We start from the raw sequence: 24671 nt of genomic DNA, 5'->3' as shown, positions 1-24671 counted from the left end.
GCCGAGAGCCACGGGGTGCCGGCCGTCCCCGGGTTCCGGCCCGATTCAGACGCCGTGGATGCGGCGACGTTCGCCGCGGCGGCGGACCGGCTCGGCTACCCGGTGCTGGTCAAGGCCGCGGCCGGCGGCGGCGGGCGCGGGATGCGGATCGTGCCGCGTGCGGAAGACCTGCGCGCGGCGCTCGGCGCCGCCGAGCGGGAGGCGCGCGCCGCCTTCGGCGACGGCCGGCTCTTCCTCGAACGGCGGCTCGCGGACGTGCGCCACGTCGAAGTCCAGATCCTCGCCGACGCGCACGGGCACACGGCGGCGCTCGGCGAGCGGGAGTGCAGCGTGCAGCGGCGGCATCAGAAACTGATCGAGGAATCACCGTCGCCGGGGGCCGATCCCGCCACCAGGGTGAAGCTCGCGGCCGCGGCCGTGGCCGTCGCGCGGGCCGCCGGCTACGTCAACGCGGGCACGGTCGAGTTTCTGCTGGCGCCCGGCGGGCGCTTCTACTTCCTCGAGGTCAACACCCGGCTGCAGGTCGAGCATCCCGTGACGGAGCTGGTCACGGGCGTGGACTTGGTCAAAGCGCAGCTCCGGATCGCCGCCGGCGAGACGCTCGCGCGCGCGGGAATTTCGGACGACGGCGCGGCGCCGCGGGGCCACGCGCTGGAGTGCCGCGTCTGCGCCGAGGATCCCGCGGAGGGGTTCCGGCCGTCGCCGGGGCCGATCCTCGTCCTCGACGAACCGGCCGGCCCCGGCATTCGGGTCGATTCCGGCATCCGGGAAGGATGGGAGGTACCCGCGGCCTACGACTCGCTCCTGGCCAAGGTGATCGTGTGGGAGCGCACGCGGGAGGCCGCCGTGGCGCGGATGGAGCAGGCGCTTCGCGGCTACGTGATTCTCGGCTGCGGCACCAATCTGAACTTCCTGCAAGACGTCCTCCGGCACGCGGCGTTCCGCCGCGGGGAGACGCCGACCGATTTCCTCGAGCGGCACTTCACGGGGTGGCGACCGGCGCCGTCGGAGCTCGCCCTCGGACTCGCCGCGGCCTTCGCCGAGGCCGAGACGCCGGGTCGGCGCGGCGGCGAGAACGGCGGACGGACCCGGGATTGGGATCCGTGGAACGTTGGATCCGGCTGGCGGCTCGGGGGCGGGCGTGACTGAGGACGGCACGACCCGCGTCGGCGGCCGGGCGATCCGGCTCCGCCTCGAGCGGCTGGACTCCACCACATGGTGCGTCACCGGCGAGGACGGCGTGTCGCACCTCGCGCGGGCCACGGCGCGGGCGGGGACTCGATGGATCCACCTCGACGGCCAAACGCTTGCCGTGCGGGCCGGGGACGCCGCGGCAGATGGAGGCACGGGGCGCCGCACCGGACGCCGCGCGGCGCACAAGGACACGCTGGAGGTCCCGATACCGGGCGCCGTGACGCGGGTCGCCGTACGCGAGGGCGACATCGTCGTCGCCGGACAACCCATCGTCGTCGTCGAGGCGATGAAGATGGAGCACGTGATCCGGGCGCCCCACGGCGGCCGCGTTGTCGCGCTGCGGGTGCGCCAGGGCGAGCAGGTAGACGCCGGCGCGGTCGTGGCGGAACTCCGGCCGGTGGAAACGCCGGGGGCGGACGGGGAGCGCGGATGAGCCGGCGCGTCCCACCGCGGGTGCGGGTCTTCGAAGTGGGACCTCGCGACGGCCTCCAGAACGAGACGGCCGTGCTCGCACTCGACGACAAGGTGGAGTTCGTGCGGCGTCTCGCCGCGTGCGGCCTGCCCCAGATCGAAGCGGGCGCGTTCGTTCGGGAGGATCGCGTCCCGCAGATGGCGGGCACGGACGCGCTCGTTCGCCGGCTCACGCGGGGCGACACGGGGCGGCCCGCGATGGCCGCCGGTGACCGGCCCGTGTTGTCCGCGCTGGTGCCGAACCGCCGCGGCATGGAGCGCGCGCTCGCCGCCGGCGTCCGCGAAGTCGCGGTGTTCACCGCGGCGTCCGACGCGTTCGCGCGGCACAACATCAACATGACCGTGGCCGAGTCGCTGGCGCGGTTCCGCGACGTGGTGGCCATGGCGCGCGGCGCCGCGATGCGAGCGCGCGCCTACGTCTCGACGGCGTGGTGGTGTCCGTACAGCGGCCGGGTGCCGCCTGCCGCGGCCCGGCGCGTCGCATCCGCGCTCGCCGAGATGGGCTGCTACGAGATCGCGCTCAGCGACACGATCGGCGCGGCGACGCCGGGCGAAGTCGCCGCGCTCGTCGAGCAGGTGGCGGGGGACATCTCGATCGCGCGCGTCGCCGTCCACCTGCACGACACGCGCGGGACCGCGCTCGCCAACGTGCTCGCGGCGCTCGAGGCCGGCGTCACGACGGTCGACGCGGCCGCGGGCGGGCTCGGCGGCTGCCCCTACGCGCCCGGCGCCTCCGGCAACCTGGCCACGGAGGACCTCCTGTACATGCTGCGCGGCATGGGCGTGGAGACCGGCGTGGATCTCGACGCCGTCGCCGCCGCGTCGCGCTGGCTCGCCGGCCGGATCGGCCGTTCGCTCCCGAGCCGCTACCTCGCCGCCGGACCGGTCGTCCCCGAAGGCGGCCCCGCAGCGGAGGCCGGACGCGCGGCGGACGCGAAGTCGTAGCCGTGCGCGTTGGATTGATGCTCGTCAATCAGCACCCGCCGGCCGACTCGCTCGCCGACCGGTGGGGCGAGGTGCTGACGCAGGTCCGGCTCGCGCGCGGCCTCGGCTTCGACTTGATCGTTTTCGGCCAGCACTTCCTCGTCAACGAGTTCGCGATGCCGCAACCCGCCGTCTCGGTTGCGCGCGCGGCCGCCGAGGCGGGGACGATGCGCCTCGGCGTCTCCATCTACCTGCTGCCGCTCCTCAATCCGGTCCAGGTCGCGGAGGAAACCGCGAGCCTGGACGTCATCACCGGCGGCCGGTTCATCTTCGGCGTTGGGCTCGGCTACCGGGAGGTCGAGGATAACGCCTTCGGCGTCGGCAAGGGCCAGCGCGTCCGGCGCCTGCGGGACAACCTCCGCGTGATCCGGCAGTTGTGGGCGGGCGAGCCGGCCACGCTCGACACCTCGTACTGCCGCCTGGACGGCGTCCGCATCGGCCTGCGGCCGCTGCAGTGTCCCGGCCCGCCGGTGTGGATGGCGGCGAACAACGACCGCGCGGTCGAGCGCGCGGCGGAGCTCGGCGACACCTGGGTCATCAACCCGCACGCGACGCTCGCGACGATCGCGCGGCAGACCGGCATCTACCGGGCGGCGCTGGCGCGCGCCGGCAAACCGTTCCCCGCGGAGCTGCCGATGCGCCGCGAGCTGTTCGTCGCCGAGACCCCCGCGCGCGCGATCGAGTTGGCCCGCCCGTACGTGGAGAAAAAGTACGCGGCGTACGTGGCGTGGGGCCAGCACCGCGCGCTGCCCGAGGACGACGACATGACGCAGGCGTTCGAGGGCCTCGCGCAGGACCGGTTCATCCTCGGGGACCCGCCGCGCTGCGCCGACGAGGTCAACCGATGCGCCGAGCTCACCGGCGCCACCACGATGATCTTCCGCGTGAACTTCCCCGGCATGCCGCACGAGATCGTCACCGGCGCGATGCGCCTGCTCGCCGAGCAGGTGCGGCCGCGCCTGCGTCCGTAAGGGCCGCATGCCGGTAGACCTCATCGTCAAGAACGGCACGATCGTGAGTCCCGCCGCGAGCCGGCGCGGGCATCTGTTGATCCAAGACGGCAAGATCCTCGCGATCAGCGTCCGCGATGATCTGCCGGATGCGAAGCGTACGATCGACGCCTCCGGTCTCCACGTCCTGCCCGGACTGATCGACCCGCACGTGCATTTCCGCGTCCCGGGGCTCGAGTACAAGGAAGATTTCAACACCGGCTCGCAGGCCGCCGCCGCGGGCGGCATCACCACCGTCATCGACATGCCGAATGTGGTCCCGCTCACGTCCTCGGTGGCGGGCTTTCAGGCCAAGGCGGCCGCCGTCCAGGGGACTTCGTACGTCGACTTCGGCGTGTACGCCGTGATCGTCGAAGGCAGTCTCCGGGAGATCCTGCCCCTCGCGGAGGCCGGCGTCGTCGGCTACAAGATCTTCCTCGGCGAGACCGTGGGCAACATCCCGGCGCCGCCGGACGGTGAGATCATCGCGGCCTGGCGCCTCGTCGCGGAGACCGGGCTTCGCTGCGGCGTGCACGCCGAGGACAACGGGATCATTCACTACCTGCGCAAGCAGCTGCAGGACGCGGGCCGGACGGACCCGCTGGCGCACCTCGAGTCGCGGCCGTCCGTCGCCGAAGCCGAGGCCATCTCGCGCGCGATCCTCTTCGCGCGCGAAGCGCGCAGCAAGCTGATGATCTTCCACATGAGCGCGGCCGAGGGCGTCGACCTGCTGCGCCGCGGCAAGGACGGCGGCGTCGACGTGATGGGAGAGACGGGCCCCAACTATCTCCTCATGGAAGGCGAGGACATGGTGCGAATGCGGCTCGGCTCGCTCTTGAAGATCAATCCGCCGGTACGCTCGCGGGAGCACGCCGACGCGCTGTGGCGCGGCCTGCTCGACGGCACGATCGAAGTGCTCGGCACCGATCACTCGCCACACACGCGCGAGGAGAAGATGCTCGACAACCCGATGGGCGACATCTGGAAGGCGGCCGCCGGCTGGCCGGGGGTCGAGACGAACGTGCCGCTGATGCTGACGCAGGTCAACGCCGGACGGCTGACGCTCAACCACTACGTCAGGGTGCAGGCCGAAGGCCCGGCGCGTGCGTGGAACCTGTGGCCGCGCAAGGGCCACCTCGGCCTCGGCGCCGACGCCGACGTCACGATCGTGGACCTGCGCAGGGAAAGCACGATCGATCAGGAGCGGCTCCACAGCAAGAACAAGTTCACGCCGTTCCACGGCTTCCGCGTGACGGGCCTGCCGGTCTACACGATCGTCCGGGGGCGGGTCGTCATGGAGGGCGGCGAGATCGTCGGACGGCCGGAGGGACGGCTGCAGACGCCGATCGTCTAGCCGGCCGCCTCTCGTACTACGGCAGGCTCAACGCCGCTGAGGTTGTGGCGTATGCTTCTAACCGTCGTCGGGCCGGGCATCGTCATCGCCCTGGCGCTGCTCTATGGCGCTTGGCGCCGGCAATCCGCAACCCGAGCATTGGTCCGGCGCCTGGAGGCCGCGCGCGTCGCCGTCCACCCGGCGCGCTACAATTCACAGGAACTGGCCGGGCTGCCCTTGCCCGTGCAGCGGTATTTCCGCGCGGTGCTGAAAGACGGCCAGCCGCTCGTGTCGGCGGTCAACTTGACACAAACGGGCACGTTCAACACGAGCGAGAGCGGGGAACGGTGGAGGTCGTTCAGCTCGGCCCAGCGCGTCGTCACGAAGCGCCCGGGGTTTCTCTGGGATGCGCACGTCGCCGTGATTCCGGGTATCGCGGTGCGCGTACACGACGCCTACGTAGCCGGGCAAGGCGTCCTGCACGCCACCTTGTTCGGGCTGGTGAAGTTGGCCGACATGCGCGGCACGGGGAAAGTTGCCCAGGGAGAACTGATGCGTTTCATCGCGGAGGCGGCGTGGTACCCCACGGCGTTCCTGCCGAGCCAGGGCGTACAGTGGGAAGCGGTCGACGATGCGTCGGCGAAGGCGACGCTGCGGGACGGCGATATCACGGTGACCCTGCTGTTTCGATTCAATCGCGCCGACCTGATCGAGTCGGTGCGTGCCGAAGCCCGTGGCCGCAGCATAAAGAGCAGCGTGGTGCCCACGCCCTGGGAGGGGCGCTGGTGTAACTACGAACTCCGCGAGGGTATGCGAATACCGCTTGAAGGCGAAGTTGCCTGGCTGCTTGCCGAGGGGCCCAGGCCTTATTGGCGGGGCCGTCTCACCCGCGTGACATATGAATTCGCCCGATAAGGCACTTGTCGCCGCCGGCCGTCTCACACGGACGACCGGACAAAATCGAGTAAGATGGATTAGTGTCATGATTGTCGGCTTCAATTTCATCTAGCGGGCCGCGGGGGTCGGCGCGCGGTCCGGCGCCGGACGGTCCGCCGGCGGGAAGAGGAACGGAGGGGGATGAATGGCGGACAGCTTCGTGGACCGGGTGAGGAGCCGCACGCAGAGGTCGCGGGCGGTGTACGAGGAGGCGCGGCTCGTGATGCCGGGCGGGGTGGCCGCAAACACGAAGGCCATCTCACCGTACCCCCTCTACTTCGACAAGGCGCAGGGCGCCTATCTCACCGACATCGACGGGAACACGTACATCGATCTCGTGATGGGCTTGGGCATCCACATCCTGGGCCACGCCCCGGCGTCGGTCATGACGGCGGTCCGCGAACGCCTGTCCTCGGGTACGCTGCCGGGCATGGCGACGGAACTCGAAGTCGAGCTCGCGCGCAAGGTGCGGCGGCACATGCCCTACGCCGAGATGGTCCGCTTCGTCAACTCCGGGACCGAAGCCACGCTGATGGCGCTCCGGGTCGCGCGCGCGTACCGGAAGCGAGACAAGATCGGGAAGTTCGAAGGGAACTACGACGGACAGCACGACCTCGTCCAGGTCAGCACTAATACGGTCGCCGGCCCGGTCGACGCTCCCGAGCCGTCGCTCAACCACATCGGCGTGGCGCGGAGCACGCTGCGGGACCTCGTGATCCTGCCTTACAACGATCCGGATCGGGCTGCGGCGCTCATCACCGCGCACGCCGATGAGCTGGCCGGCGTCATCATGGAGCCCGTGGCCGGGTTCGGGATGGGCTGCGTGCCCGCCACACGCGAGTTTCTGGGCGCGATCCGCGAGGTGACCGCCGAACACGGCATCCCGCTCATTCTCGACGAGGTGGTGACCAACTTCCGGCTCGGCCTCGGCGGGGCGGGCGAGTACTACGGCGTCAAACCCGACCTCGTGACGCTCGGCAAGATCCTCGGCGGCGGCTTCCCGATCGGCGGGTACGGCGGCCGGCGCGACCTGATGGAGCGGTTTGTGACGCTCACCGGCAGGCCGTCCGACCGTTCTGAAAAGATCAGCCAGTCCGGCACCTTCTCCGGCAACGCCGTGTCCATGGCCGCCGGCCTCGCGACGATCACGGTACTCGAGGAGGGCGCGGCGGCATTCTACGCCCGCCTCGACGCGCTGACCGAACGACTGACGGGCGGCTTGAAGAAGCTTGCCGGGGGCCAAGGGATCGCGCTGGCGATCACAGGCGCCAGGTCGATGTTCCAGCTGCATTTCGGCCTGGAGCGCCTGACGAGCCTCCGCGAACGCGGCGGCGAGGACGCGGCCCGCGCGACCGAGTTCTCGCACGGCCTGCTCGCGGGCGGCGTCTTCGCCGTCCCGCGCCCCTGGTTCATGTCCGCGGCTCACACCGAGCGCGACGTCGACAAAATCTTGGAAATCGCGGACGTCGTGCTCGCGGAGATCAAGCGCGCGAAGCCGGCGGGAGTCGCGGGCGGACAAACCTGATCTACGAGCGGATCGTCAAGCCGCTCCTCTTCCGGCTCGACCCCGAGCGGAGCCACGAGCTCACATTGTCCTGCCTCGCCGCCGCGGGCGGGGTCCGGGCGAGGCTCTCCGCCGCGGCGGCGGCCGCGGACCCGAGGCTTGCGGTCGACGTGTGCGGGCTCCGGTTTCCGTCGCCGCTCGGCCTCGCCGCGGGATGCGACAAAGCGGCGCGCGCGCTGTGGGCCTGGCCGTATCTGGGATTCGGCTTCGTCGAGGTCGGGACGGTCACGCCGCGGCCTCAGCCCGGGAACCCGAAACCGCGCGTCTTCCGTCTGCCCGAGGACGGCGCGCTGATCAACCGCCTCGGCTTCAACTCGCCGGGCGCCGGCGTCGTCGCCGAACGCATGGCCGCCGCGCGGCGGACGGGCCGCTACCCGATCCTGCTTGGGGCCAACATCGGCAAGAACAAAGACACGCCGCTCGAGGATGCCGCCTCGGACTACCTCCGCACGCTCGAACGGCTTCATCCGCACGCCGACTTTCTGGTCGTGAACCTGTCCTCGCCCAACACGCCCGGCCTGCGGTCGCTGCAGGCACCCGACGCCGCGGTGCCGCTGCTCGCGGCGCTGGCCGCGCGCAACCGCGCGCTCGGCGAGAAACCGCTCTTGGTCAAGGTGGCGCCGGACATGACGGAGGGCGAACTCGAGGCGGTGGCGGACGCGGCGGCCGGCCGCGCCCACGGTCTCGTGGCGACGAACACGACCGTCCGGCGCGAGGGCCTGCGGAGCCCGCTCGCGCGGGAGGAGGGCGGGCTCAGCGGCGCGCCGCTTCGGGTGCTGGCGACGGACGCGGTGCGCATCCTGTACCGGGCGACGGGCGGCCGCCTCCCGATCATCGGCGTCGGCGGGATCATGAGCGCGGAGGACGCATACGAAAAGATCAAGGCCGGCGCCGCGCTCCTGGAAGTGTACACGGGATTCATCTATGGCGGTCCGGGGATGCCGCGCCGGGTTGCGCGCGGCCTGCGCGGGTTGTTGGACCGCGACGGCTTTCGGCATCTGCGCGACGCGGTCGGCTGCAGCGCCGGCTGATGCACTACCGGCAGAGCGCCGGAGGTAGGGCATGAGTACCGTAGACGGTCCGCGGGACCCATCGTCCTTCGTCGACCGGGAGTTCATCATCCGCCAGCTGGAGGCGCTTGTGCGCATCCCGTCCGTCAACCCGGACCTCGTGCCGGGCGCCGCCGGCGAGACCGCGATCGCGCGGTACCTCGCGAACGCCTGCGAAGAACTCGGGATGCGCGCCAAGATCGAGTTGGCCGCGCCGGGCCGGCCCAACGTCATCGCCGTACTGCCGGGCGCCGGCCCCGCGCGCGGACGCAGCCTGCTGATCAACGGGCACACCGATACGGTCGGCGACGCGGGGATGGAGGCGCCGTTCGAGCCGCGCCGCGAGGGCGACCGGCTCTACGGCCGAGGCAGCAGCGACATGAAAGCCGGGCTGGTCGCGATGCTCGCCGCCGTGGCGGCGGTGCGGGCGGCCGGCCTGCGGCTGCTCGGCGACGTCACCCTGGCGTTCGTCGCGGATGAAGAGTATCTCAGCGTCGGGACCGAAGCCGTCGCCGAAACCTACCGGGCGGACGCCGCGATCATCACCGAGCCGTCCGGCCTCCGGCTTCGCATCGCCCACAAAGGGTTCGTGTGGGCAAAGATTCGCGCCGAGGGACGGGCCGCGCACGGCAGCGACGTTCGCGCCGGGATCGATGCGATCTTCCATATGGGGCGCGTGCTGGCCGCGATCGAGCGCCTCGAGAAAGAGGTGTTCCCGCGGCGGCAGCACCCGCTCCTCGGCCGCCCGTCGGTCCACGCGGCGTTCATCGAAGGCGGCGAAGGGCTGAGCACGTACCCGCCGTCATGCACGCTGCAGATCGAACGGCGCACACTGCCGGGCGAGACCGGCGCGACGGTGCGGGCCGAGATCGAGGAGATCCTGGCACAGCTCTCGCAACAGGACTCGTCGTTCCACGGCACGGTCGAGCTGATCGGCGCGCGGGAGCCGCTGCAGGTCGACCCGAACGCGGAGATCATCCGCGCGATCGACGCGGCCGCCGAGACCGTCCTCGGCGCCCGGCCGGACCACGTGGGCGGGGCGGGCTGGACCGACGCGGCGCTGCTGGCCGCGGCGGGCATCCCGACGGTTATCTACGGACCCGCGGGAGCCGGCGGACACTCCGCCGTGGAGTACGTCGAGATCCCGTCCATCGTCGACTGCACCAGGGTCTTGGCGCGCACGATCGCCGCGTTCTGCGGAACCGCCGAACAGGCGGCGCGGTAGGGGCGAACAGGAGGGCCAAATGCGCGTTGGCTTGAGCGTAGCGAATTTCGCGATACCGGGCGGCCCGGCGAGGTTCGGTCCGGAGCTCGCCGCCATGGCGCGTCGCGCCGAGGCGGCCGGGTTCGAGGCTCTGTGGGTCTGGGATCACTTCTTCTGGGACGAGCAGCCGGTCGCCCCGGGCGTCACGGACCGCCCGATGCTGGAGGCCTATGCGATCCTGGCATTTATTGCCGGCGTGACGAGCCGGATCAAGCTGGGCACGCTGGTGACCTCCGCGACCTACCGCCACCCAGGTCCGCTCGTCAAACAGGTGACGAGCCTCGACGTGCTGTCGGGCGGCCGGGCGATCTTCGGCATCGGCGCCGGGTGGTTCGAGGAAGAGCACCGCGCGCTCGGCATCCCCTTCCCGGAGCGCGCGCAGCGCTTCGAACGGCTCGAGGAGACGGTGCAGATCGCGCTGCAGATGTGGGCCGACGGAGGCGCGTACGACCGCGCGACGCCGTTCCGGGGCCGGCACTATCAGCTCGAGCGGACGCTCAACGTGCCGCAGGCGCTGCAGCGGCCGCATCCCCCGATCATGATCGGCGGGGCGGGCGAGCGGAAGACGCTCCGCATGGTGGCACGGTACGCCGACGCCTGCAACTTCATGGACCGCCTAACCGCGGACGAGCTGGCGCACAAGCTGGCCGTCCTCCGCGAGCACTGCGCGAACGCCCACCGGCCCTACGAGGCCATCGAGAAAACCGTATACGTGCCCCGGCGCGCGACCCCGAACGACCGTGTCTCGATTCCCGAGGCGATCGACTACTGCCGCGGGCTGGCGGGCGCGGGCATCGACACGGCGATCCTCGGATCGGAAACGGCTGAGGTCTACGATCCCGCGGTGCTCGAGCGCTGGGGCGCCGATCTCGTGCCGGTGTTGCGGGCGCTCCCGGTCGCGGGGCGAGGATGCGCGTGAGGATGCCCCGGGCGTGACGTCGCCGCGCGCCTATTTTCTAAAGAGCGCCCGGCTGGGGTTTGGCCATTGGGCGCCCGGCGATCTGCCGCTCGTCCTGGCGTTGTGGGGCGATCCCGACGTGACGCGGCTCATCGGCGGGCCGCTGTCGGCCGAGGCGGCGGAGGCGCGGCTTGAGGCCGAGATCGCGATGATGCGCGACCGCGGCGTCCAATACTGGCCGATCTTTCTGCTCGGAAACGACGCCCACGCCGGATGCGCCGGACTGCGGCCGTACCGTCTGGACGGACGGATCTACGAGATCGGTTTTCATCTCCTGCCCGCCTACTGGGGCCGCGGCCTCGCCACGGAAGCGGCCCGGGCGGTGATCGGCTACGCCTTTGAGACGATCGAGGCGCGAGCACTCTTCGCCGGCCATCACCCGGCCAATGCCGCATCCCGCCGCGTGCTCGAGAAGCTCGGCTTTCGATGGACCCACGAAGAACTGTACCCGCCGACGGGCCTCCGGCATCCGTCATACTTGCTGTCTCCCTCGTGCGGGGACTAGGCTGCGGGATGCGCAGGCGCCGCCCGGGATAGCGTCGCGGTGAACGCGCGGCGGCAGGTCGAATCGGATTCTCTGTTACAATACATTCGGTCGCTATGCCCGCCAATCTGACACCGCAGTATCTTGAAGCCGAACGCCGCTTCCGGCAGGCCACGACGCCTGACGAGCAACTCGAGGCGCTGGAAGCGATGATGGCCACGATCCCCAAGCACAAGGGGACCGAGCACATGCGTGCGGATATCCGCCGCCGCATGGCCAAGGTCCGGACCGAGGCTCAGCGGGCCAAAAAATCCACGGGCAAGGGGCCGACGTGGCATCACGTGCCGCGGGAGGGTGCCGGCCAAGTCGTGCTCGTCGGCGCGCCGAACGCGGGAAAGTCGCAGGTGCTCGCCGCGCTGACGAACGCGAATCCGGTCGTCGCGCCGTATCCCTTCTCCACGCGCGCGCCGCTGCCGGGGATGGTGCCCTACGAGGACATCAACATTCAGCTGGTCGATCTGCCGCCGATCGCGCCGGAGACGGCGGAGCCGTGGCTGTTCGCGCTGATCCGGCAGGCCGACGGCGCGCTGCTCGTCGCGGATCTCGCCGACGATGATCTGCTCGCCTCGATGGATGCCGTGCTGGCGCTCACGACGGAGGGCCGGGTCGAGTTTGCCAGAGAGCGCGGCCGGGAAGGGGCCACGGCGGCGCTCCTGGTCGCGACAAAGCTCGACGCGCCGGATGCCGCCGTCCGTCTTGAACTGCTCCGCGAGGCGTACGGCGCCCGACTGGAGATCCTGCCCGTGTCGGCCGAGGCCGGCACGGGCCTCGAAACATTGAGGCAGGAGCTGTTTCGGATGCTCGGCGTGATCCGCGTGTATACGAAGGCGCCCGGCCGGCGCGCCGACAAGTCGGTGCCCTATGTCTTTCGCCGGGGCATCACGGTCGAAGAAGTCGCCGCGGTGGTGCACAAAGACTTCGCCGAGCGGCTCAAATACGCTCGGGTCTGGGGCAGCCGCACGTACGAGGGCCAGATGGTGCAGCGCGAGCACGTCCTCGACGACGGCGACGTGCTCGAACTCCATGCCTGAGGCCGCGGGCACGGTCGTGGTGACGGGCGGCAGCCGCGGCATCGGCGCAGCGGCGGCGAAGCTTGCGGGCGCGCGCGGCTACGCCGTCGCGGTCAACTACGTCCGGGACGAGGCGGCCGCGCGCGGCGTGGTGCGCGAGATCGAGCGGGCGGACGGGCACGCCGTCGCGATTCAGGGCGACGTCGCGAACGAAGAGGACGCCGTGCGGCTGTTCGATGAGGCGGTGCGGGCCCTCGGCCCGCTGACCGCGCTCGTCAACAACGCCGGCGTGTCGGGGCGTCCCGGACGCCTGGAGGATCTCACCGGGGCCGCCTTGTCGCGGGTGCTCGCCGTGAACGTGGCCGGCACGATTCTCTGCGCGCGGGAGGCGGTGCGGCGGATGTCGCGGCGCCGCGGCGGCTCAGGCGGCGCGATCGTAAACGTCTCATCGGCCGCGGCGCGGCTCGGGGGCCCGAACGAGTGGGTGCACTACGCGGCGTCGAAAGGCGCGGTGGACACGTTCACGGTGGGCCTGGCCAGGGAGGTGGCCGAGGACGGGATCCGCGTAAACGCGGTGCGGCCCGGCCTCGTCGCCACGGACATTCACGTCGCCGCCGGGGACCCGGACCGGCCCGCGCGCCTCGCGCCGACGATTCCCCTGAAACGGGCGGGAACCGCCGGCGAAGTTGCGGAAGCGATTCTCTGGCTGCTGTCGCCGGCCGCGTCCTACACGACCGGCGCCATTCTCGACGTCAGCGGCGGGCGATAGCGCCCGCCCGCGGACCGGGGTGGCGTGCGCGCCGGCGACCGTGATGAGGGGGAGAGCATGCCGCAAGTACGCGCGTCGATCCTGATCCGCGCGCCGCTCGACGCCGTCTACGCGAGCGCGCAGCGCGTGGAAGATTTCCCGAAGTTCATGCCGGACCTCGAACGGGTGACCGTCCTCGAACGGAGTGGGGACGTGCCGGCGCTGTCGGAATGGGTCGGCATCGTCGAAGGCCGCCGCATCCGCTGGGTGGAGGAAGACACGTGGGACGACACCGCCCACCGCTGCCGGTTCCGGCAGCGGGAAGGGGACTTCGACATCTATGAGGGCACCTGGGAATTTGCGGCCGACGGGGACGGCACGCGGACGACCATCACGGTGGATTTCGAGTTCGGGATTCCGCTGATCGGCCGGCTGCTGAGCGGCCTGCTGCGCGTGAAAATGCAGGAGAACATCGACGGCATGTTGGCGGCGCTACAGCGGCAGATCGAGGGCAGGAAATGATCTCGAAGTGCAGAACAACCGTTCGAACGGGAGGTAGCCCGGCCACGTCCTGAATCATGCCGACGACCTCGCGCCACCTCATCCCGATCGCCCAACCTCTGATCTCCGACGAGGATAAGCGCCGCGTCCTCGAAGTCCTCGATTCCGGCCATTTTGTGGCCGGTCCGCGTGTGGCCGACTTCGAGCGCGCCTTCGCGGCCTATCTCGCGGTTCCGCACGCCGTCGCGGCCAGTTCCGGGACGACGGCGCTCATGGCGGCGCTCAAGGCCGCCGGTATCGGGCCCGGAGACCGAGTCATTACGACCACGTTCTCCTACGGAGCGACCGCGGGGACGATCTTGTCGTGCGGCGCTGAGCCGGTTTTCGCGGACATTGATCCGGACACATATAACCTCGACCCGGAGTCCGCGGCGGAAGCGCTGCACCGGACCCCCGGGGCGGGGGCCATTCTCCTCGTGCATCTGTACGGGCTGCCGTGCGCCGTCGACCGGTTCGAGGCGCTCGCGGCATCGCACGGGCTCACCCTGATAGAAGATGCCGCCCAGGCGCACGGGGCGATGTTCCGAGGCCGCCCCGCCGGGGCCCTCGGCCGCGCGGCGGCCTTCAGTTTCTATCCATCGAAGAACATGACCACCGGCGAGGGCGGGATGGTGACGACCACGGACCCGGCGGTCGCCGACCGCGCGCGGCTCTTCGTTCGCGGCGGTGAGCGCCAGCAGTACCTCTATGAAGCCGAGGGTTACAACTATCGGATGACCGAGATGGCGGCGGCGATTGGGATCGGGCAGCTCGCGCGGCTCGACGGCTGGAACGCCCGGCGGCGTCATAACGCGGCGCGGCTCTCTCGAGGCCTCGCGGGCCTCGAGTGGCTCACGTGCCCGGTCGAACCCGAGGGGTGCACGCACGTCTTCCATCAATACACCGTGCGCGCGACGCGCAACCGCGACGGCCTCCGCCGGCACCTCGAGGAAGAGGGGATCGGGACCCGCGTCTACTACCCGTCGCCCATTCACACGACCCCCTACTATCGAGGCCGGTTCGGAGACAGCCGCTGCCCCGAGGCGGCGCGCGCGGCCGAGCAGGTCCTCAGCCTGCCGGTGCATCCCGGGGTCTCCGACGCGGACATCGACCGGATCGTCGACGCCGTGCGCGGGTTCGACCCGGGGGGACCTTGACCGTGGCCGAGCCCATCCGCATCGGAGTCGTGGGGCTGGGACAGTGGGGGCAGCACCACGTCCGCATCTATCACCAGATGCCGGGGACGGCGCTGGCCGGCGTCGTCGATACGGCGTCGCGGGAAGCCGGCAACTTCGCGCGGCGCTACAGCACGACGGGGTTCGGCGACTACCGGCAGCTCTTCGGCCGCGTCGACGCGGTCAGCCTCGTGGTCCCGACCGCGCTGCACTACGAGATCGCGCGCGACTTCCTCGAGCACGGCATTCATGTGCTGGTCGAGAAGCCGATCACGACGAGCGTAGACCAGGCGGCCGAGCTCGTGGACCTGGCGCAGCGGCGCGGATTGGTGCTGCTGGTCGGCCACGTGGAGCGGTTCAAACCGGCCGTGCAGCGCCTGCGCGACCTGGTGCGCGACCCGCTGTTCATTCAGGTCCGCCGCGTGCGGCCCTGGAACCCGCGCCGCATAATGGACGTCGGGGTCGTGCTCGACCTCATGATCCACGACCTCGACATCGTCCTGCACCTGATGCGGGCGCCGGTCGCCAAGGTGAGCGCGGTCGGCGCGGCCATTCACGGCGAGGACGAGGATCTCGCGGTGGCGCACCTGACGCTGCGCAGCGGATGCATGGCGAACTTCGTCGCGAGCCGCGTTTCGCCGGTCAAGGTGGCGGAGCTCGAGATCACGTTGCCGGACGGCTTCGTCCACCTCAACTATCTCGGGCAGCAGCTGACGGTCCGGCGGGACGGCGAGGAACGGCGGCTCACGGTACCGGCGGGCGAGCCGCTGCGCGCCGAGCTGACGCATTTCGTCCAGTGCGTGCGCGGCGAAGCCTCACCGCTCGTGTCGGGCGAAGACGGGCTGCGGGCCCTCGAGGTGGCCCTCGAGATCCTGCAGAAGATGACGGTGATCACGCCGCGCGTGGCGGTGTAGCCTACGTCCGTACCGCGACGCAGGTCACGATCTTTGCCACACCCTCGATGGTCCGAATGTGCTCGTCCACGAGCGTCGAAATCTCCCGTGTGACGTCCGCGTGAATGACGGCCAGCACGTCGTAGTCGCCCATCACGGCGTGCGCCTGCGCCACGCCCGGCAGCGCGCGGACGAGGCGCGCCACTTCCGCCGGGGTGCTGCGGTTGAGGTTGATGAGAACGAACGCGGTCTCAGGCATCGCCCGCGGTGATTCGGCGCGACCGCTGGGGTTCCCCGCACGAGCGGCATAAGCCGCCGGAAATGCCACGGCGCCGCCCCACGGAATCGGGACTAGGCGCCAAGATGCGACGGCGTCGCCGATGACGGGGGATGCCGGACGCCGCGTCCCCGTCGGAAAGGTTCCGCCGCAACTCCTCGACGAGGCAGTGTACCGAAACCTCGGCGTCCGGCGCGCCGACGTGCTCGTGCACTCCGCGTTCGGCGAGGACTGCGCCGTCGTCGATTTCGGCGAGGGCCTCGCCGCGGTGACCACCGACCCGATCACCGGCGCGGGCGAGGACCTCGGGTGGTACGCGCTCCTCATCGGTACCAACGATCTCGCGGCGGCCGGTGCGGAGCCGGTCGCCGTCGTGCTGACGATTCTGCTCGCGCCGGACCGGGCCGCGGAGGACCTCGCGCGCATCATGCGGGACGCCGGGACGGCGGCGGGCTCGCTCGGCGTGGAAATCGCGGGCGGCCACAGCGAGGTAGTCGGCGGGCTCGCGCGCACGATCGTGGTCGTCACCGCGTTTGGGCGCGTGCCGCGCGGCCGCCTGATTCGAAGCGGCGGCGGGCGGCAGGGCGACGCCGTGCTGCTGACCAAGGCTGCCGGCATCGAGGGGACGGCGATCCTGGCCGACGTCCGCGGCGCGGAGTTGGCCGGTGCCATCGGCGAGACCGGCCTCGCACGGGCCCGCGCATTTCGCGAACGTCTCAGCGTGCTCCCGGAAGCGCGCGCCGCGGCGACCGCCGGAGCGCGCGCGATGCACGACGTGACGGAGGGCGGGGTGCTCGGGGCGGTCTACGAGATGGCCGCGGCGTCGGGGCTCGGGGTCCTGCTCGACGCCGACCGGGTGCCGGTGCTTCCGGAGACCCGGGCGATCTGCGACGCCGTCGGCGCGGACCCGCTCGCGCTCATCGGCAGCGGCGCGCTCCTCGTCGTCACCCCCGACCCGGGACAGACCGCGCGCGCAATCCAAGGCGCAGGCGTCGCGGCGACGGTGATCGCGACGCTTGAGGCGGGGGCACGGCGGGTGCGCCGCGCCGGGCGGGAGGCCGCCCTCGAACCGCCCGCCCGCGACGAGTTGTGGCGGGTCCTCGGACGATGAAGAAGCGGCGCGCCAAGCGCGCGCGCGCGCCTCGAAAGGCGCGGGGGGTTCGGAAGCCGGCCGCCGGCGACAAGAAGCCGAAGCGCGCCGTCCCGGCCAAACCCGTCCAGATCGAACGCCCACGGAACGAGGGTTCGGAAGCCGGCCCGCCCGGACCGACGCTGCGGTCGCAGTCGCAACTCGAGATCCCGCGGGGGCACCGCGCACGGCCGCTGACCGCGATCGAGCAGGCGGCCAGGCTCGCGAGCGCGCGCATGGAGCGGCGGATCGGGCGCCTCCTGTCGCGTCGCGTCAAGTTGAAGTTCCGCTAGGAGGGGAGATGGCGACAGCCGCTTCGTACCCGCCGATTTTCGACGGCCACAACGACACGATCCTCAGCCTGACGCGGACCGGTCGTTCGTTCTTCGAACGGTCGAGCGAAGGGCACATCGATCTGCCGCGGGCGGTCGAGGGACGTCTCGGAGGCGGATTCTACGCGATGTACGTGCCGCCGGCGCAGAGCGCGGATCCGCCGCAGGTCCCCCCCGGTCCGGATCTCGGGCCCGCGCAGAACCAGCTGCTGACGATCTTCGGACGTCTGCTCGAGATCGCGCAGGCCTCGAACGAACGGGTGAAGGTGGTGCGCACCGCCGCGGAGATCCAGGGGTGCTTGGACCACGGCACGCACGCGATGCTGCTGCACCTCGAGGGCGCCGAGCCGCTCGATCCCGACGGCCACGCGCTGGAAGTCTACCACGCCGCGGGACTGCGGTCCGTCGGCCTGACGCACGCCCGGCGCAACGCGTTCGCCACGGGCGTGCCGACGCGCACCTTTCCGAGCGCCCCGGACATCGGTCCCGGGCTGACTGATGCCGGCAGGGCGCTCGTCCGGCGGCTCAACGCACGGAAGGTGATGATCGACCTCTCGCACATCAACGAGCGGGGCTTCTGGGATGTCGCGGCGATCACGGACGCGCCGCTCGTGGCGACGCACTCCAACGCGCACGCGCGCTGCCAAAACCCGCGCAACCTGACCGACCGGCAGCTCGACGCGGTGCGCGACAGTCGCGGTGTAGTGGGCCTCAATTTCGCGATCGGGTTCCTGCGCGAGGACGGCGCGCGCAATCCCGACACGCCGATCGCCGTGATGGCCGAGCACATCGGCTACATGGTTGAGCGGATGGGAATCGACTGCGTTGCGTTGGGCTCGGACTTCGACGGCACGACCGTGCCGGCGGAGTTGAAGGACGCGGCCGGGCTGCCGAAGCTCGTCGCGGCGATCCGGGCGCGCGGCCATACGGACGGAGATTTGAAGAAGCTCCTGCACGGCAACTGGATCCGCGTGCTGCGCGAGACTTGGGGGGAGTAGCCGCTTGAACCAAGCACGCCACCCGCCTTCCCGCCCGTTGGTTGCAGTGGTATACTAGCGGTCGTCGACAACCGAATAGCATGTGGGGGAGCTTGGGACAACCAGGCTGAGAGGATGGCTACGACAGACCCTGCCATCGACCCCGGAACCTGATCTGGGTAATGCCAGCGGAGGGAGACGTGGTGGCGCGCCGCCCGGGTTCCGGTCGCGGCGCGCGTTGCTTTTGGGGAGGAATCCGGGCGGACGGCATGGCGGCGTTGGAGATCAGAGGTCTCAGGAAGCGGTTCCGCCACGACGGCGAATGGCTCGACGTGCTGGCCGGCGTGTCGCTCGGCGTCGGGCCGCGGGAGTTCGTGACGCTGCTCGGACCGAGCGGGTGCGGCAAGAGCACGGTGTGCAACGTCGTGGCCGGACTCGTCCGCCCGGACGCCGGGACCGTCACCGTCGCCGGCCCGGTCGCCTACATGCAGCAGAAGGACCTGCTGCTGCCCTGGCGCACCGTCCTCGACAACGCGGTCCTCGGCCTCGAGATTCAAGGAACGCCGCGCCCCGCCGCGCACGAGCAAGCGCACGCGATGCTGCGGCGGTTCGGATTGGAGAGATTCGAACGTGCGTATCCCGCGACGCTCTCCGGCGGGATGCGCCAGCGTGTCGCGCTTGTCCGGACGCTGCTGTGCCGGCGCGATCTGCTGGTGCTCGACGAGCCGTTCGGCGCGCTCGACGCGATGACCCGAACGGCAATGCAGGGCTTCCTGCTCCGCCTGCGCGACGAGTTCGGACGCACGGTGCTGTTCATCACCCACGACGTCGAAGAGGCCGTGCTGCTCTCCGACCGCCTCTACGTCATGACCGCGCGGCCGGGCCGCATCCGGGCGGAGCGGCGGCTCGAGCTGCCGCGCCCGAGACGCGCCACCGATCCGGGCGTGGTCGCCGAAAAGGCGGCCGTTCTCGACCTGCTGCACGCCGACATGGCGGAAGCCTTCTCATGAGCGTACTGAGGGCGGCTGCGGCCGCGGCGTCGCCGCTGGACCAGCCCGCCGGGCCGGCGTCCGCACGGCGCCTGCGCGCCGCCGTCGCGCGCATCCTCCCGCCGCTGGCCCTATTCGCGGTCGTCCTGGCCGGCTGGGAGATCGCGGTGCGGGCATTCGGCATCCCGTTCTATATTCTGCCGGCCCCGAGCCGAATCGCCGGCGTGCTCGTCGCCGACCGCGCGCTGCTGCTTGGAGAGGCGGCGGTGACACTCGGCGAGGTGATGGTCGGCTTCGCGATCGCGTTCATCGTCGGGGTGATGCTCGCGCTCGCGATCTTCTCGTCGCGCACCGTCGAGCGCGCGGTCTACCCGCTCGTGATCGCGAGCCAGACCGTGCCCGTGTTCGCGATCGCGCCGCTGCTCGTCGTCTGGTTCGGATACGGGATGCTGTCCAAGGTCGTCATGGCGGCGCTCATCGTGTTCTTCCCGATCGTCGTCAACACCGTGGACGGCCTGCGGGCCGCCGATCCGGACATCGTCAACCTCCTGAAGGTCCTGGGCGCCCGTCCGGCGCAGATCGTGCGGCGGGTCCGCGTGCCGGCCGCGCTCCCCTTCGTCTTCTCCGGCACGCGCATCGCGATCGCGACGAGCGTGATCGGCGCGATCATCGGTGAATGGGTCGGCTCGACCCGCGGGTTGGGCTATCTCATGATCCACGCCAACGCGCAACTGCACGTTGACCTGGTCTTTGCGGTGATCGTGTATCTGAGCGTCATGGCCACGGCCCTGTTTTGGACGGTCTCGCTCGTCGAGTGGACGGCGCTGCCGTGGCGGCGGGCGGGCCTCGCCCAGGAGCAGTGGGAGGAAGCGTGAGATTCGGGCGCCGGCGGTTCATCGCGGGGGGTGCCGTGGCCCTCGCCCGCGCGTTCGGCGCGGGGAAGGGCGCGGCGGGTGCCGTGCCGGCGCGGGTGACGTTCATGCTGGACTGGTTCCCGAACCCGGACCACGTCCCGCTCTACGCGGCGATGGGCGCGGGGTACTTCAAGGAGGCCGGCCTCGACGTCACCCTCGAGGTCCCCGCCAACGCGGACGACCCCCTGAAGCTCGTCGCGGCGCGGAAGGTCGACGTCGCGGTCAACTACGAATCGGGTGTGATCTTTGCGCGCTCGCAAGGCCTGCCCGTGCGCAGCGTCGGGCTCCTCGTCGCGCAGCCGCTGACGACCGTCATGTTCCTGAAGAGCTCCGGCATCCGCCGGCCGCGCGACCTCGCCGGCCGGCGCGTCGGCTTCGCGGTCTCGGGCCTCGAGGAGGCGCTGATCGACCAGATTCTCAACGCCGACGGAATCACCAAGGCCAACGTCACTCTGGTCAACGTCGGCTTCGACATCGTACCGGCGCTCTTGTCCCGGAGGGTCGACGCGGTGTTCGGCGCGTACCGCAACGTCGAGCGCATCCAGATCGAGATGCAGGGCCAGGCGGTCGGCATGTTCGAGCCGGAGCGCTACGGCGTGCCGCCGTTCTACGAACTCGTCCTGATCGCCAATGACGCGGCGGTCCAATCGCGCCGCGACCCGCTTGCCGGGTTCGTTCGAGCAGTCGGGCGCGGGCTGGCGCTGACGACCGCCCACCCGGACCAGGCGTTCAAGTACTACGTCGGGCTCAACCCGAAGCTCGACGATACCTTCAACCGCCGGTCGTTCGAGGCGACGCTGCCCGCCTACGCCCGCAGCCAGCACCAGGCGCGCGGGCGCTGGGCCGCCTATGCGGGCTGGATGGCCGCGCGCAGGCTAATTCCGTCGGCCGTGCCGGCCGACCAGCTCTACACGAACCTCGCTCCGTGACGGCAGGAGGCCGCGACGGCGACCGGGTGGTCGGCGCAGATGGAGAAACCGCCGTGGAGATGAAGCCGGTGTGGCCTTGGGCGCGCGACGTCGACGCGGCACTCGACCGCCGCCGGGAGGAGCTGTTCGCGCTCACCGAGCGGCTGATCGCGTTTGAGACACCGTGCCCGCCGGGCCGCAACACCACGGCGATCCAGGAGTTTTTGGCGGAGCGGCTCCGCGCGCTCGATGCCGAGGTCGCCATGTACCCTTTGTATCCCGGCGATCCGCAGCTCGTCGCGCGGCTGGCCGGGCGCGGGGGCGCGAATGTCATCGTGGCCGGCGAGTCGGACGCCGGCCGGTCCGCCGGCCGACGGTCACTGTTGATCAACGGGCACGTCGACGTCGCCGCCACGGCGCGGGACGAACCCTGGACGTCGCCGCCGTTCCGCCCTGTCCGGCGGGACGGCCGAATCTACGGGCGCGGCGCGACCGACATGAAGGGCGGCATCGCGGCGGCGATCGTCGCCCTCGAGACGGTCGTGGCGGCGGTCGGACGGCCGCGCGGCGACATCGTTGTCCAGTTCGTGACGGGCGAGGAGATGGGGGAAGCCGGCACGCTCACGGCCCTCGACCACAGTCCGCGGACGGATCTCGCACTCGTCGTGGAGCCGAGCAGCGGTGAGATCTCGCTCGGCCAGGGCGGCGTGGTCACCGGATGGATCACGATCCAGAGCCCGGAGACGTTTCACGACGCACTGCGCCGGCGGATGATCCATGCCGGCGGCGGTGTGCGCGGCGCGAGCGCGATCGAGAAGATGATGGTCGTGCTCGAGGCGCTGCAGACGCTCGAACGGCACTGGGCGGTGGTGAAGTCGCACCCGGGCTTCCCGCCGGGTACGACGACGATCAACCCGGCGGCGATCGAGGGCGGCCGCCACCCCGCGTTCATCGCCGACCGGTGCGCGCTGTGGATTACGGTGCACTTCTATCCCGGCGAGACGATGGCGGGCGTGACGCGCGAAATCGAGGCCGCGGTGCGGGCCGCGGCCGCGGCGGACCCGTGGCTGCGCGACCATCCGCCGGTGTTTCGCTGGGGAGGGCGGTCGATGATCGAAGATCGCGGCGAGGTGTTTCCGGCGTTCGAGACGCCGCCGGACCATCCCGGCGCCGTCCTGCTGGCGGCGGCCCACGCGGATGTCCGCGGCGAGCGGCCGGGCCGCCGGACCTCCGGCGGCGTATGCGACGCGGGCTGGCTCGCGGCGCGCGGCACCCCGGCCGTCGTTTACGGACCGGGCGGGTGGGGACAGGCGCACGCGGTGAACGAATACGTGGCCCTCGACGATCTCGTGCGGTGCGCGCGGGTGTACTCCCGGTTCATCGCGGCATGGTGCGGAATCGACGACACCGCGTGCGTAAACTCGCGGACGGCCGCCGGAGATCCGCGCGCGGGTGGGGTTGCGACCGGCGCATGAGCCTGTTCGCGCGCCTGCAAGAGGACGCCGCGCCGATCCGCGAGCGGATTCTGGCGCACCCGTTCGTCCGCGGCCTCGGGGACGGCACGCTGCCCGGCGACCAGTACCAGTACTATCTGCGGCAAGACTACCTTTTTCTTATCGAGTACTGCCGCGTGCTCGCGCTGGCCGCGGCGCGCGCGGACGAGGTCGCGATCGCGGGGCGCTTCTCCGATCTGCTCAACCAGACGCTCAACGTGGAGATGGATCTGCACCGGGAGACCTGCTGGGCGTGCGGCATTTCGCCCGAGACCCTCGAGGACACGCGGCCGTCGGCGACGACGCTCGGCTACACCAACCACCTCCGCCTGGTCGCGGAGACCAAGGCCCTAGTCTCGATCGTCACCGCGATTCTGCCCTGCGCGCACGGCTATTGGGAGATCGCCTCGGCCCTTCGCGCCCGCGGGCTCCCCCGCGTCCCCGCCTATGAAAATTGGATCAAGGCCTACACCGCAGACGAGTACGCGGCGGCGGCGCACTGGCTGGCCGGCCTGCTCGACCGCCTCGGCGAGGAGATCTCCATCCACGACGAGGCGGCGCTCCGCGAGATCTTCCTGACGAGCGTCCGATACGAGTACCTGTTCTGGGAGACGGCACAGCGAATGGAGGAGTGGCCGGTATGACGAACCAAAGCCTGCATCTCCGGCGTCTTGTCCTCGCGGCGATGTTCGCGGCGATGGCGACGGTGCTCGGGCCGCTGAGCATTCCCGTCGGGCCGACGCGCGTCGCGCCCCTGCAGCACACTGTGAACGTCGTCGCCGCGGTGATGATCGGGCCGTGGTACGCGGCCGGCGCCGCGCTCGTCACGGCGATCTTACGGTACAACTTACACTGGGGCTCGATCTTCGCGTTCCCCGGCAGCCCGTTCGGCGCGCTCGTCGTCGGATACGCCTACCGGTGGTGGCGCAACGATCTCGCGGCACTGACCGAGCCGATCGGCACGGGACCGATCGGGGCGACACTGGCCGCGCTGGCCTTCCAGCCGCTGGTCGGCTCGCATCACACGATCTGGTGGTTCCAGGCCGCCTTCCTCTCGAGCAGCATCCCGGGCGCGGTCCTGGGGTACATCGTGGTGCGCCTGTTGCGTCCGGCGATCGGGATGGCGCGCGTTGACGCCAGGGTCTAACCTCGATCCGGAGGCGGCGGCGGCGCTGCTGGCGCGCGTCCGGGACGTCCGGCCGCTCGTTCACCACATCACCAATACGGTCACGCAGAACGATGTTGCCAATATCACCCTCGCGGTCGGCGCGGCGCCGGTGATGGCGCACGCGCCGGAAGAGGTCGAGGCCATGGTGGCCCAGGCGCGGGCGCTCGTCTTGAACCTGGGCACGTTGAGTCTCGCCGGCGTGGACGCGATGCTGCTGGCCGCCCGGCGCGCCAACCGCAGAGGGATTCCCGTCGTGCTCGACCCGGTCGGCGTCGGGGCGACCCCGTTTCGCACCGCCCAGGCCGAGCGCCTGGTCGCGGAGGTGCGGTTGGCCTGTGTGCGCGGCAACGGCGGTGAGATCGCGGCGCTCGCGGGCAGGCCGGGCGGCGTGCGCGGCGTGGACGCGGTGCCGGAGCCGGACGAGGCCCGAGTCAGCCGCGACGTGCGCGTGGGGGTGGCGGCGGGGCTCGCCCTCCGGTTTGGCTGCGCGGTCGCGGCGACCGGCCAAGCTGACGTGGTGACCGACGGCGCGCGTCTCGTGCGCCTCGCGCACGGCCATCCCTGGTTGGCCCGGATCACCGGCAGCGGCTGCATGGCGACGGCGTGCATCGGCGCGTTCGCCGCGGTGGAGACGGACGCGCTCGCCGCCGCCGTGGCCGGACTCGCCTGCTTCGAGATCGCGGCCGAAGAGGCGGCGCGGGCCGCGGCGGGGCCCGGCTCGTTCCGGGTGGGCCTCTTCGACGCGCTGGCCGCCCTCGAACCAGACTCGGTGGCCCGCGGCCGCTGGACCGTGGAACGCGTCGCCGCCGCCGGCGGCAGGACGCCGTCGTGA

The 24671-nt window shown here is 71.1% G+C and carries 27 protein-coding genes and 1 riboswitch; of the genes, 26 read left to right on the top strand and 1 reads right to left on the bottom strand.

The window, feature by feature from the left end; genetic code table 11:
• The 16 genes from VFL28_09285 to VFL28_09210 form a co-directional block, all read left to right on the top strand.
• Positions 1 to 1149: acetyl-CoA carboxylase biotin carboxylase subunit (locus VFL28_09285; GenBank protein ID HET7264853.1), on the top strand; the 1149-nt coding region annotated here is incomplete at its 5' end.
• Positions 1142 to 1627, top strand: coding sequence for a biotin/lipoyl-containing protein (locus tag VFL28_09280; GenBank protein ID HET7264852.1), 486 nt, complete (start codon positions 1142 to 1144; stop codon positions 1625 to 1627). The genes VFL28_09285 and VFL28_09280, both read left to right, overlap by 8 nt.
• Positions 1624 to 2610 carry a hydroxymethylglutaryl-CoA lyase gene (locus VFL28_09275; protein HET7264851.1) on the top strand — a complete coding sequence of 329 codons (987 nt, stop codon included), beginning with the start codon at positions 1624 to 1626 and terminating at the stop codon, positions 2608 to 2610. Before VFL28_09280 ends, VFL28_09275 begins: the two co-directional genes overlap by 4 nt.
• Before the next feature lie 2 nt (positions 2611 to 2612).
• Positions 2613 to 3620 carry an LLM class flavin-dependent oxidoreductase gene (locus VFL28_09270; protein HET7264850.1) on the top strand — a complete coding sequence of 336 codons (1008 nt, stop codon included), beginning with the start codon at positions 2613 to 2615 and terminating at the stop codon, positions 3618 to 3620.
• A gap of 7 nt (positions 3621 to 3627) precedes the next feature.
• Positions 3628 to 4992: a dihydroorotase gene (gene pyrC / locus VFL28_09265; protein HET7264849.1), complete on the top strand. Its 1365-nt coding sequence runs from the start codon at positions 3628 to 3630 to the stop codon at positions 4990 to 4992.
• Positions 4993 to 5043: 51 nt separating this feature from the next.
• Positions 5044 to 5886 carry a DUF6544 family protein gene (locus VFL28_09260; GenBank protein ID HET7264848.1) on the top strand — a complete coding sequence of 281 codons (843 nt, stop codon included), beginning with the start codon at positions 5044 to 5046 and terminating at the stop codon, positions 5884 to 5886.
• A gap of 166 nt (positions 5887 to 6052) precedes the next feature.
• Positions 6053 to 7432: an aminotransferase class III-fold pyridoxal phosphate-dependent enzyme gene (locus VFL28_09255; GenBank protein ID HET7264847.1), complete on the top strand. Its 1380-nt coding sequence runs from the start codon at positions 6053 to 6055 to the stop codon at positions 7430 to 7432.
• A complete protein-coding gene (locus VFL28_09250) occupies positions 7432 to 8502 on the top strand; it encodes a quinone-dependent dihydroorotate dehydrogenase (GenBank protein HET7264846.1) in 1071 nt (356 codons plus the stop codon). The genes VFL28_09255 and VFL28_09250 overlap by 1 nt, the downstream gene beginning before the upstream one ends.
• A 31-nt stretch (positions 8503 to 8533) precedes the next feature.
• Positions 8534 to 9745: an ArgE/DapE family deacylase gene (locus VFL28_09245; GenBank protein ID HET7264845.1), complete on the top strand. Its 1212-nt coding sequence runs from the start codon at positions 8534 to 8536 to the stop codon at positions 9743 to 9745.
• A 19-nt stretch (positions 9746 to 9764) separates the two neighbouring features.
• Complete coding sequence (locus VFL28_09240) at positions 9765 to 10703, top strand: LLM class F420-dependent oxidoreductase (protein ID HET7264844.1); 939 nt, start codon at positions 9765 to 9767, stop codon at positions 10701 to 10703.
• 13 nt (positions 10704 to 10716) lie between these two features.
• Positions 10717 to 11247 carry a GNAT family N-acetyltransferase gene (locus tag VFL28_09235; GenBank protein ID HET7264843.1) on the top strand — a complete coding sequence of 177 codons (531 nt, stop codon included), beginning with the start codon at positions 10717 to 10719 and terminating at the stop codon, positions 11245 to 11247.
• 95 nt (positions 11248 to 11342) lie between these two features.
• Entirely contained in the window at positions 11343 to 12317 is a 975-nt protein-coding gene (locus VFL28_09230; protein HET7264842.1) for a TGS domain-containing protein, read from the top strand.
• Entirely contained in the window at positions 12310 to 13065 is a 756-nt protein-coding gene (locus VFL28_09225) for an SDR family oxidoreductase (GenBank protein ID HET7264841.1), read from the top strand. The genes VFL28_09230 and VFL28_09225 overlap by 8 nt, the downstream gene beginning before the upstream one ends.
• A gap of 57 nt (positions 13066 to 13122) precedes the next feature.
• Positions 13123 to 13566: an SRPBCC family protein gene (locus VFL28_09220; protein HET7264840.1), complete on the top strand. Its 444-nt coding sequence runs from the start codon at positions 13123 to 13125 to the stop codon at positions 13564 to 13566.
• Between the two features lie 56 nt (positions 13567 to 13622).
• On the top strand, positions 13623 to 14741 hold the full coding sequence (locus tag VFL28_09215) for a DegT/DnrJ/EryC1/StrS family aminotransferase (protein HET7264839.1): 1119 nt from the start codon (positions 13623 to 13625) through the stop codon (positions 14739 to 14741).
• A gap of 2 nt (positions 14742 to 14743) precedes the next feature.
• Positions 14744 to 15673, top strand: coding sequence for a Gfo/Idh/MocA family oxidoreductase (locus tag VFL28_09210; GenBank protein HET7264838.1), 930 nt, complete (start codon positions 14744 to 14746; stop codon positions 15671 to 15673).
• A gap of 1 nt (position 15674) precedes the next feature.
• Here VFL28_09210 and VFL28_09205 read toward each other — a convergent pair whose 3' ends face one another.
• On the bottom strand, positions 15675 to 15911 hold the full coding sequence (locus VFL28_09205) for an Lrp/AsnC ligand binding domain-containing protein (GenBank protein HET7264837.1): 237 nt from the start codon (positions 15909 to 15911) through the stop codon (positions 15675 to 15677).
• A 121-nt stretch (positions 15912 to 16032) separates the two neighbouring features.
• Between VFL28_09205 and VFL28_09200 the strand changes: the two genes are divergently transcribed.
• From VFL28_09200 to thiM, 10 genes are all read left to right on the top strand, one after another.
• On the top strand, positions 16033 to 17040 hold the full coding sequence (locus VFL28_09200; protein ID HET7264836.1) for an AIR synthase family protein: 1008 nt from the start codon (positions 16033 to 16035) through the stop codon (positions 17038 to 17040).
• Positions 17037 to 17351 carry a hypothetical protein gene (locus VFL28_09195; protein HET7264835.1) on the top strand — a complete coding sequence of 105 codons (315 nt, stop codon included), beginning with the start codon at positions 17037 to 17039 and terminating at the stop codon, positions 17349 to 17351. The genes VFL28_09200 and VFL28_09195 overlap by 4 nt, the downstream gene beginning before the upstream one ends.
• Positions 17352 to 17359: 8 nt before the next feature.
• Positions 17360 to 18388, top strand: a complete 1029-nt coding sequence (locus VFL28_09190; GenBank protein ID HET7264834.1) for a dipeptidase — start codon at positions 17360 to 17362, stop codon at positions 18386 to 18388.
• A gap of 74 nt (positions 18389 to 18462) precedes the next feature.
• Positions 18463 to 18582: riboswitch (TPP riboswitch) on the top strand.
• A gap of 54 nt (positions 18583 to 18636) precedes the next feature.
• Positions 18637 to 19377, top strand: a complete 741-nt coding sequence (locus VFL28_09185; protein HET7264833.1) for an ABC transporter ATP-binding protein — start codon at positions 18637 to 18639, stop codon at positions 19375 to 19377.
• Positions 19374 to 20231 carry an ABC transporter permease gene (locus VFL28_09180; GenBank protein ID HET7264832.1) on the top strand — a complete coding sequence of 286 codons (858 nt, stop codon included), beginning with the start codon at positions 19374 to 19376 and terminating at the stop codon, positions 20229 to 20231. The genes VFL28_09185 and VFL28_09180 overlap by 4 nt, the downstream gene beginning before the upstream one ends.
• Positions 20228 to 21199 (top strand): ABC transporter substrate-binding protein, encoded by a 972-nt coding sequence (locus VFL28_09175; GenBank protein ID HET7264831.1) that lies wholly within the window; start codon positions 20228 to 20230, stop codon positions 21197 to 21199. Before VFL28_09180 ends, VFL28_09175 begins: the two co-directional genes overlap by 4 nt.
• Positions 21196 to 22653: an acetylornithine deacetylase gene (locus tag VFL28_09170; protein HET7264830.1), complete on the top strand. Its 1458-nt coding sequence runs from the start codon at positions 21196 to 21198 to the stop codon at positions 22651 to 22653. Before VFL28_09175 ends, VFL28_09170 begins: the two co-directional genes overlap by 4 nt.
• Positions 22650 to 23315, top strand: coding sequence for a thiaminase II (tenA, locus tag VFL28_09165; GenBank protein HET7264829.1), 666 nt, complete (start codon positions 22650 to 22652; stop codon positions 23313 to 23315). Before VFL28_09170 ends, tenA begins: the two co-directional genes overlap by 4 nt.
• The gene (gene thiW, locus VFL28_09160) at positions 23312 to 23818 is read left to right on the top strand and encodes an energy coupling factor transporter S component ThiW (GenBank protein ID HET7264828.1); all 507 of its coding nucleotides are present in this window, start codon (positions 23312 to 23314) and stop codon (positions 23816 to 23818) included. The genes tenA and thiW overlap by 4 nt, the downstream gene beginning before the upstream one ends.
• Positions 23802 to 24671, top strand: a complete 870-nt coding sequence (gene thiM / locus VFL28_09155) for a hydroxyethylthiazole kinase (protein HET7264827.1) — start codon at positions 23802 to 23804, stop codon at positions 24669 to 24671. The genes thiW and thiM overlap by 17 nt, the downstream gene beginning before the upstream one ends.

It is taken from the genome of bacterium (genome assembly GCA_035691305.1).
Classification (GTDB): Bacteria; Sysuimicrobiota; Sysuimicrobiia; order Sysuimicrobiales; family Segetimicrobiaceae; genus DASSJF01.
Note: the sequence above shows the minus strand (reverse complement) of the source record. Positions and strands in the feature narration are given on the sequence as shown.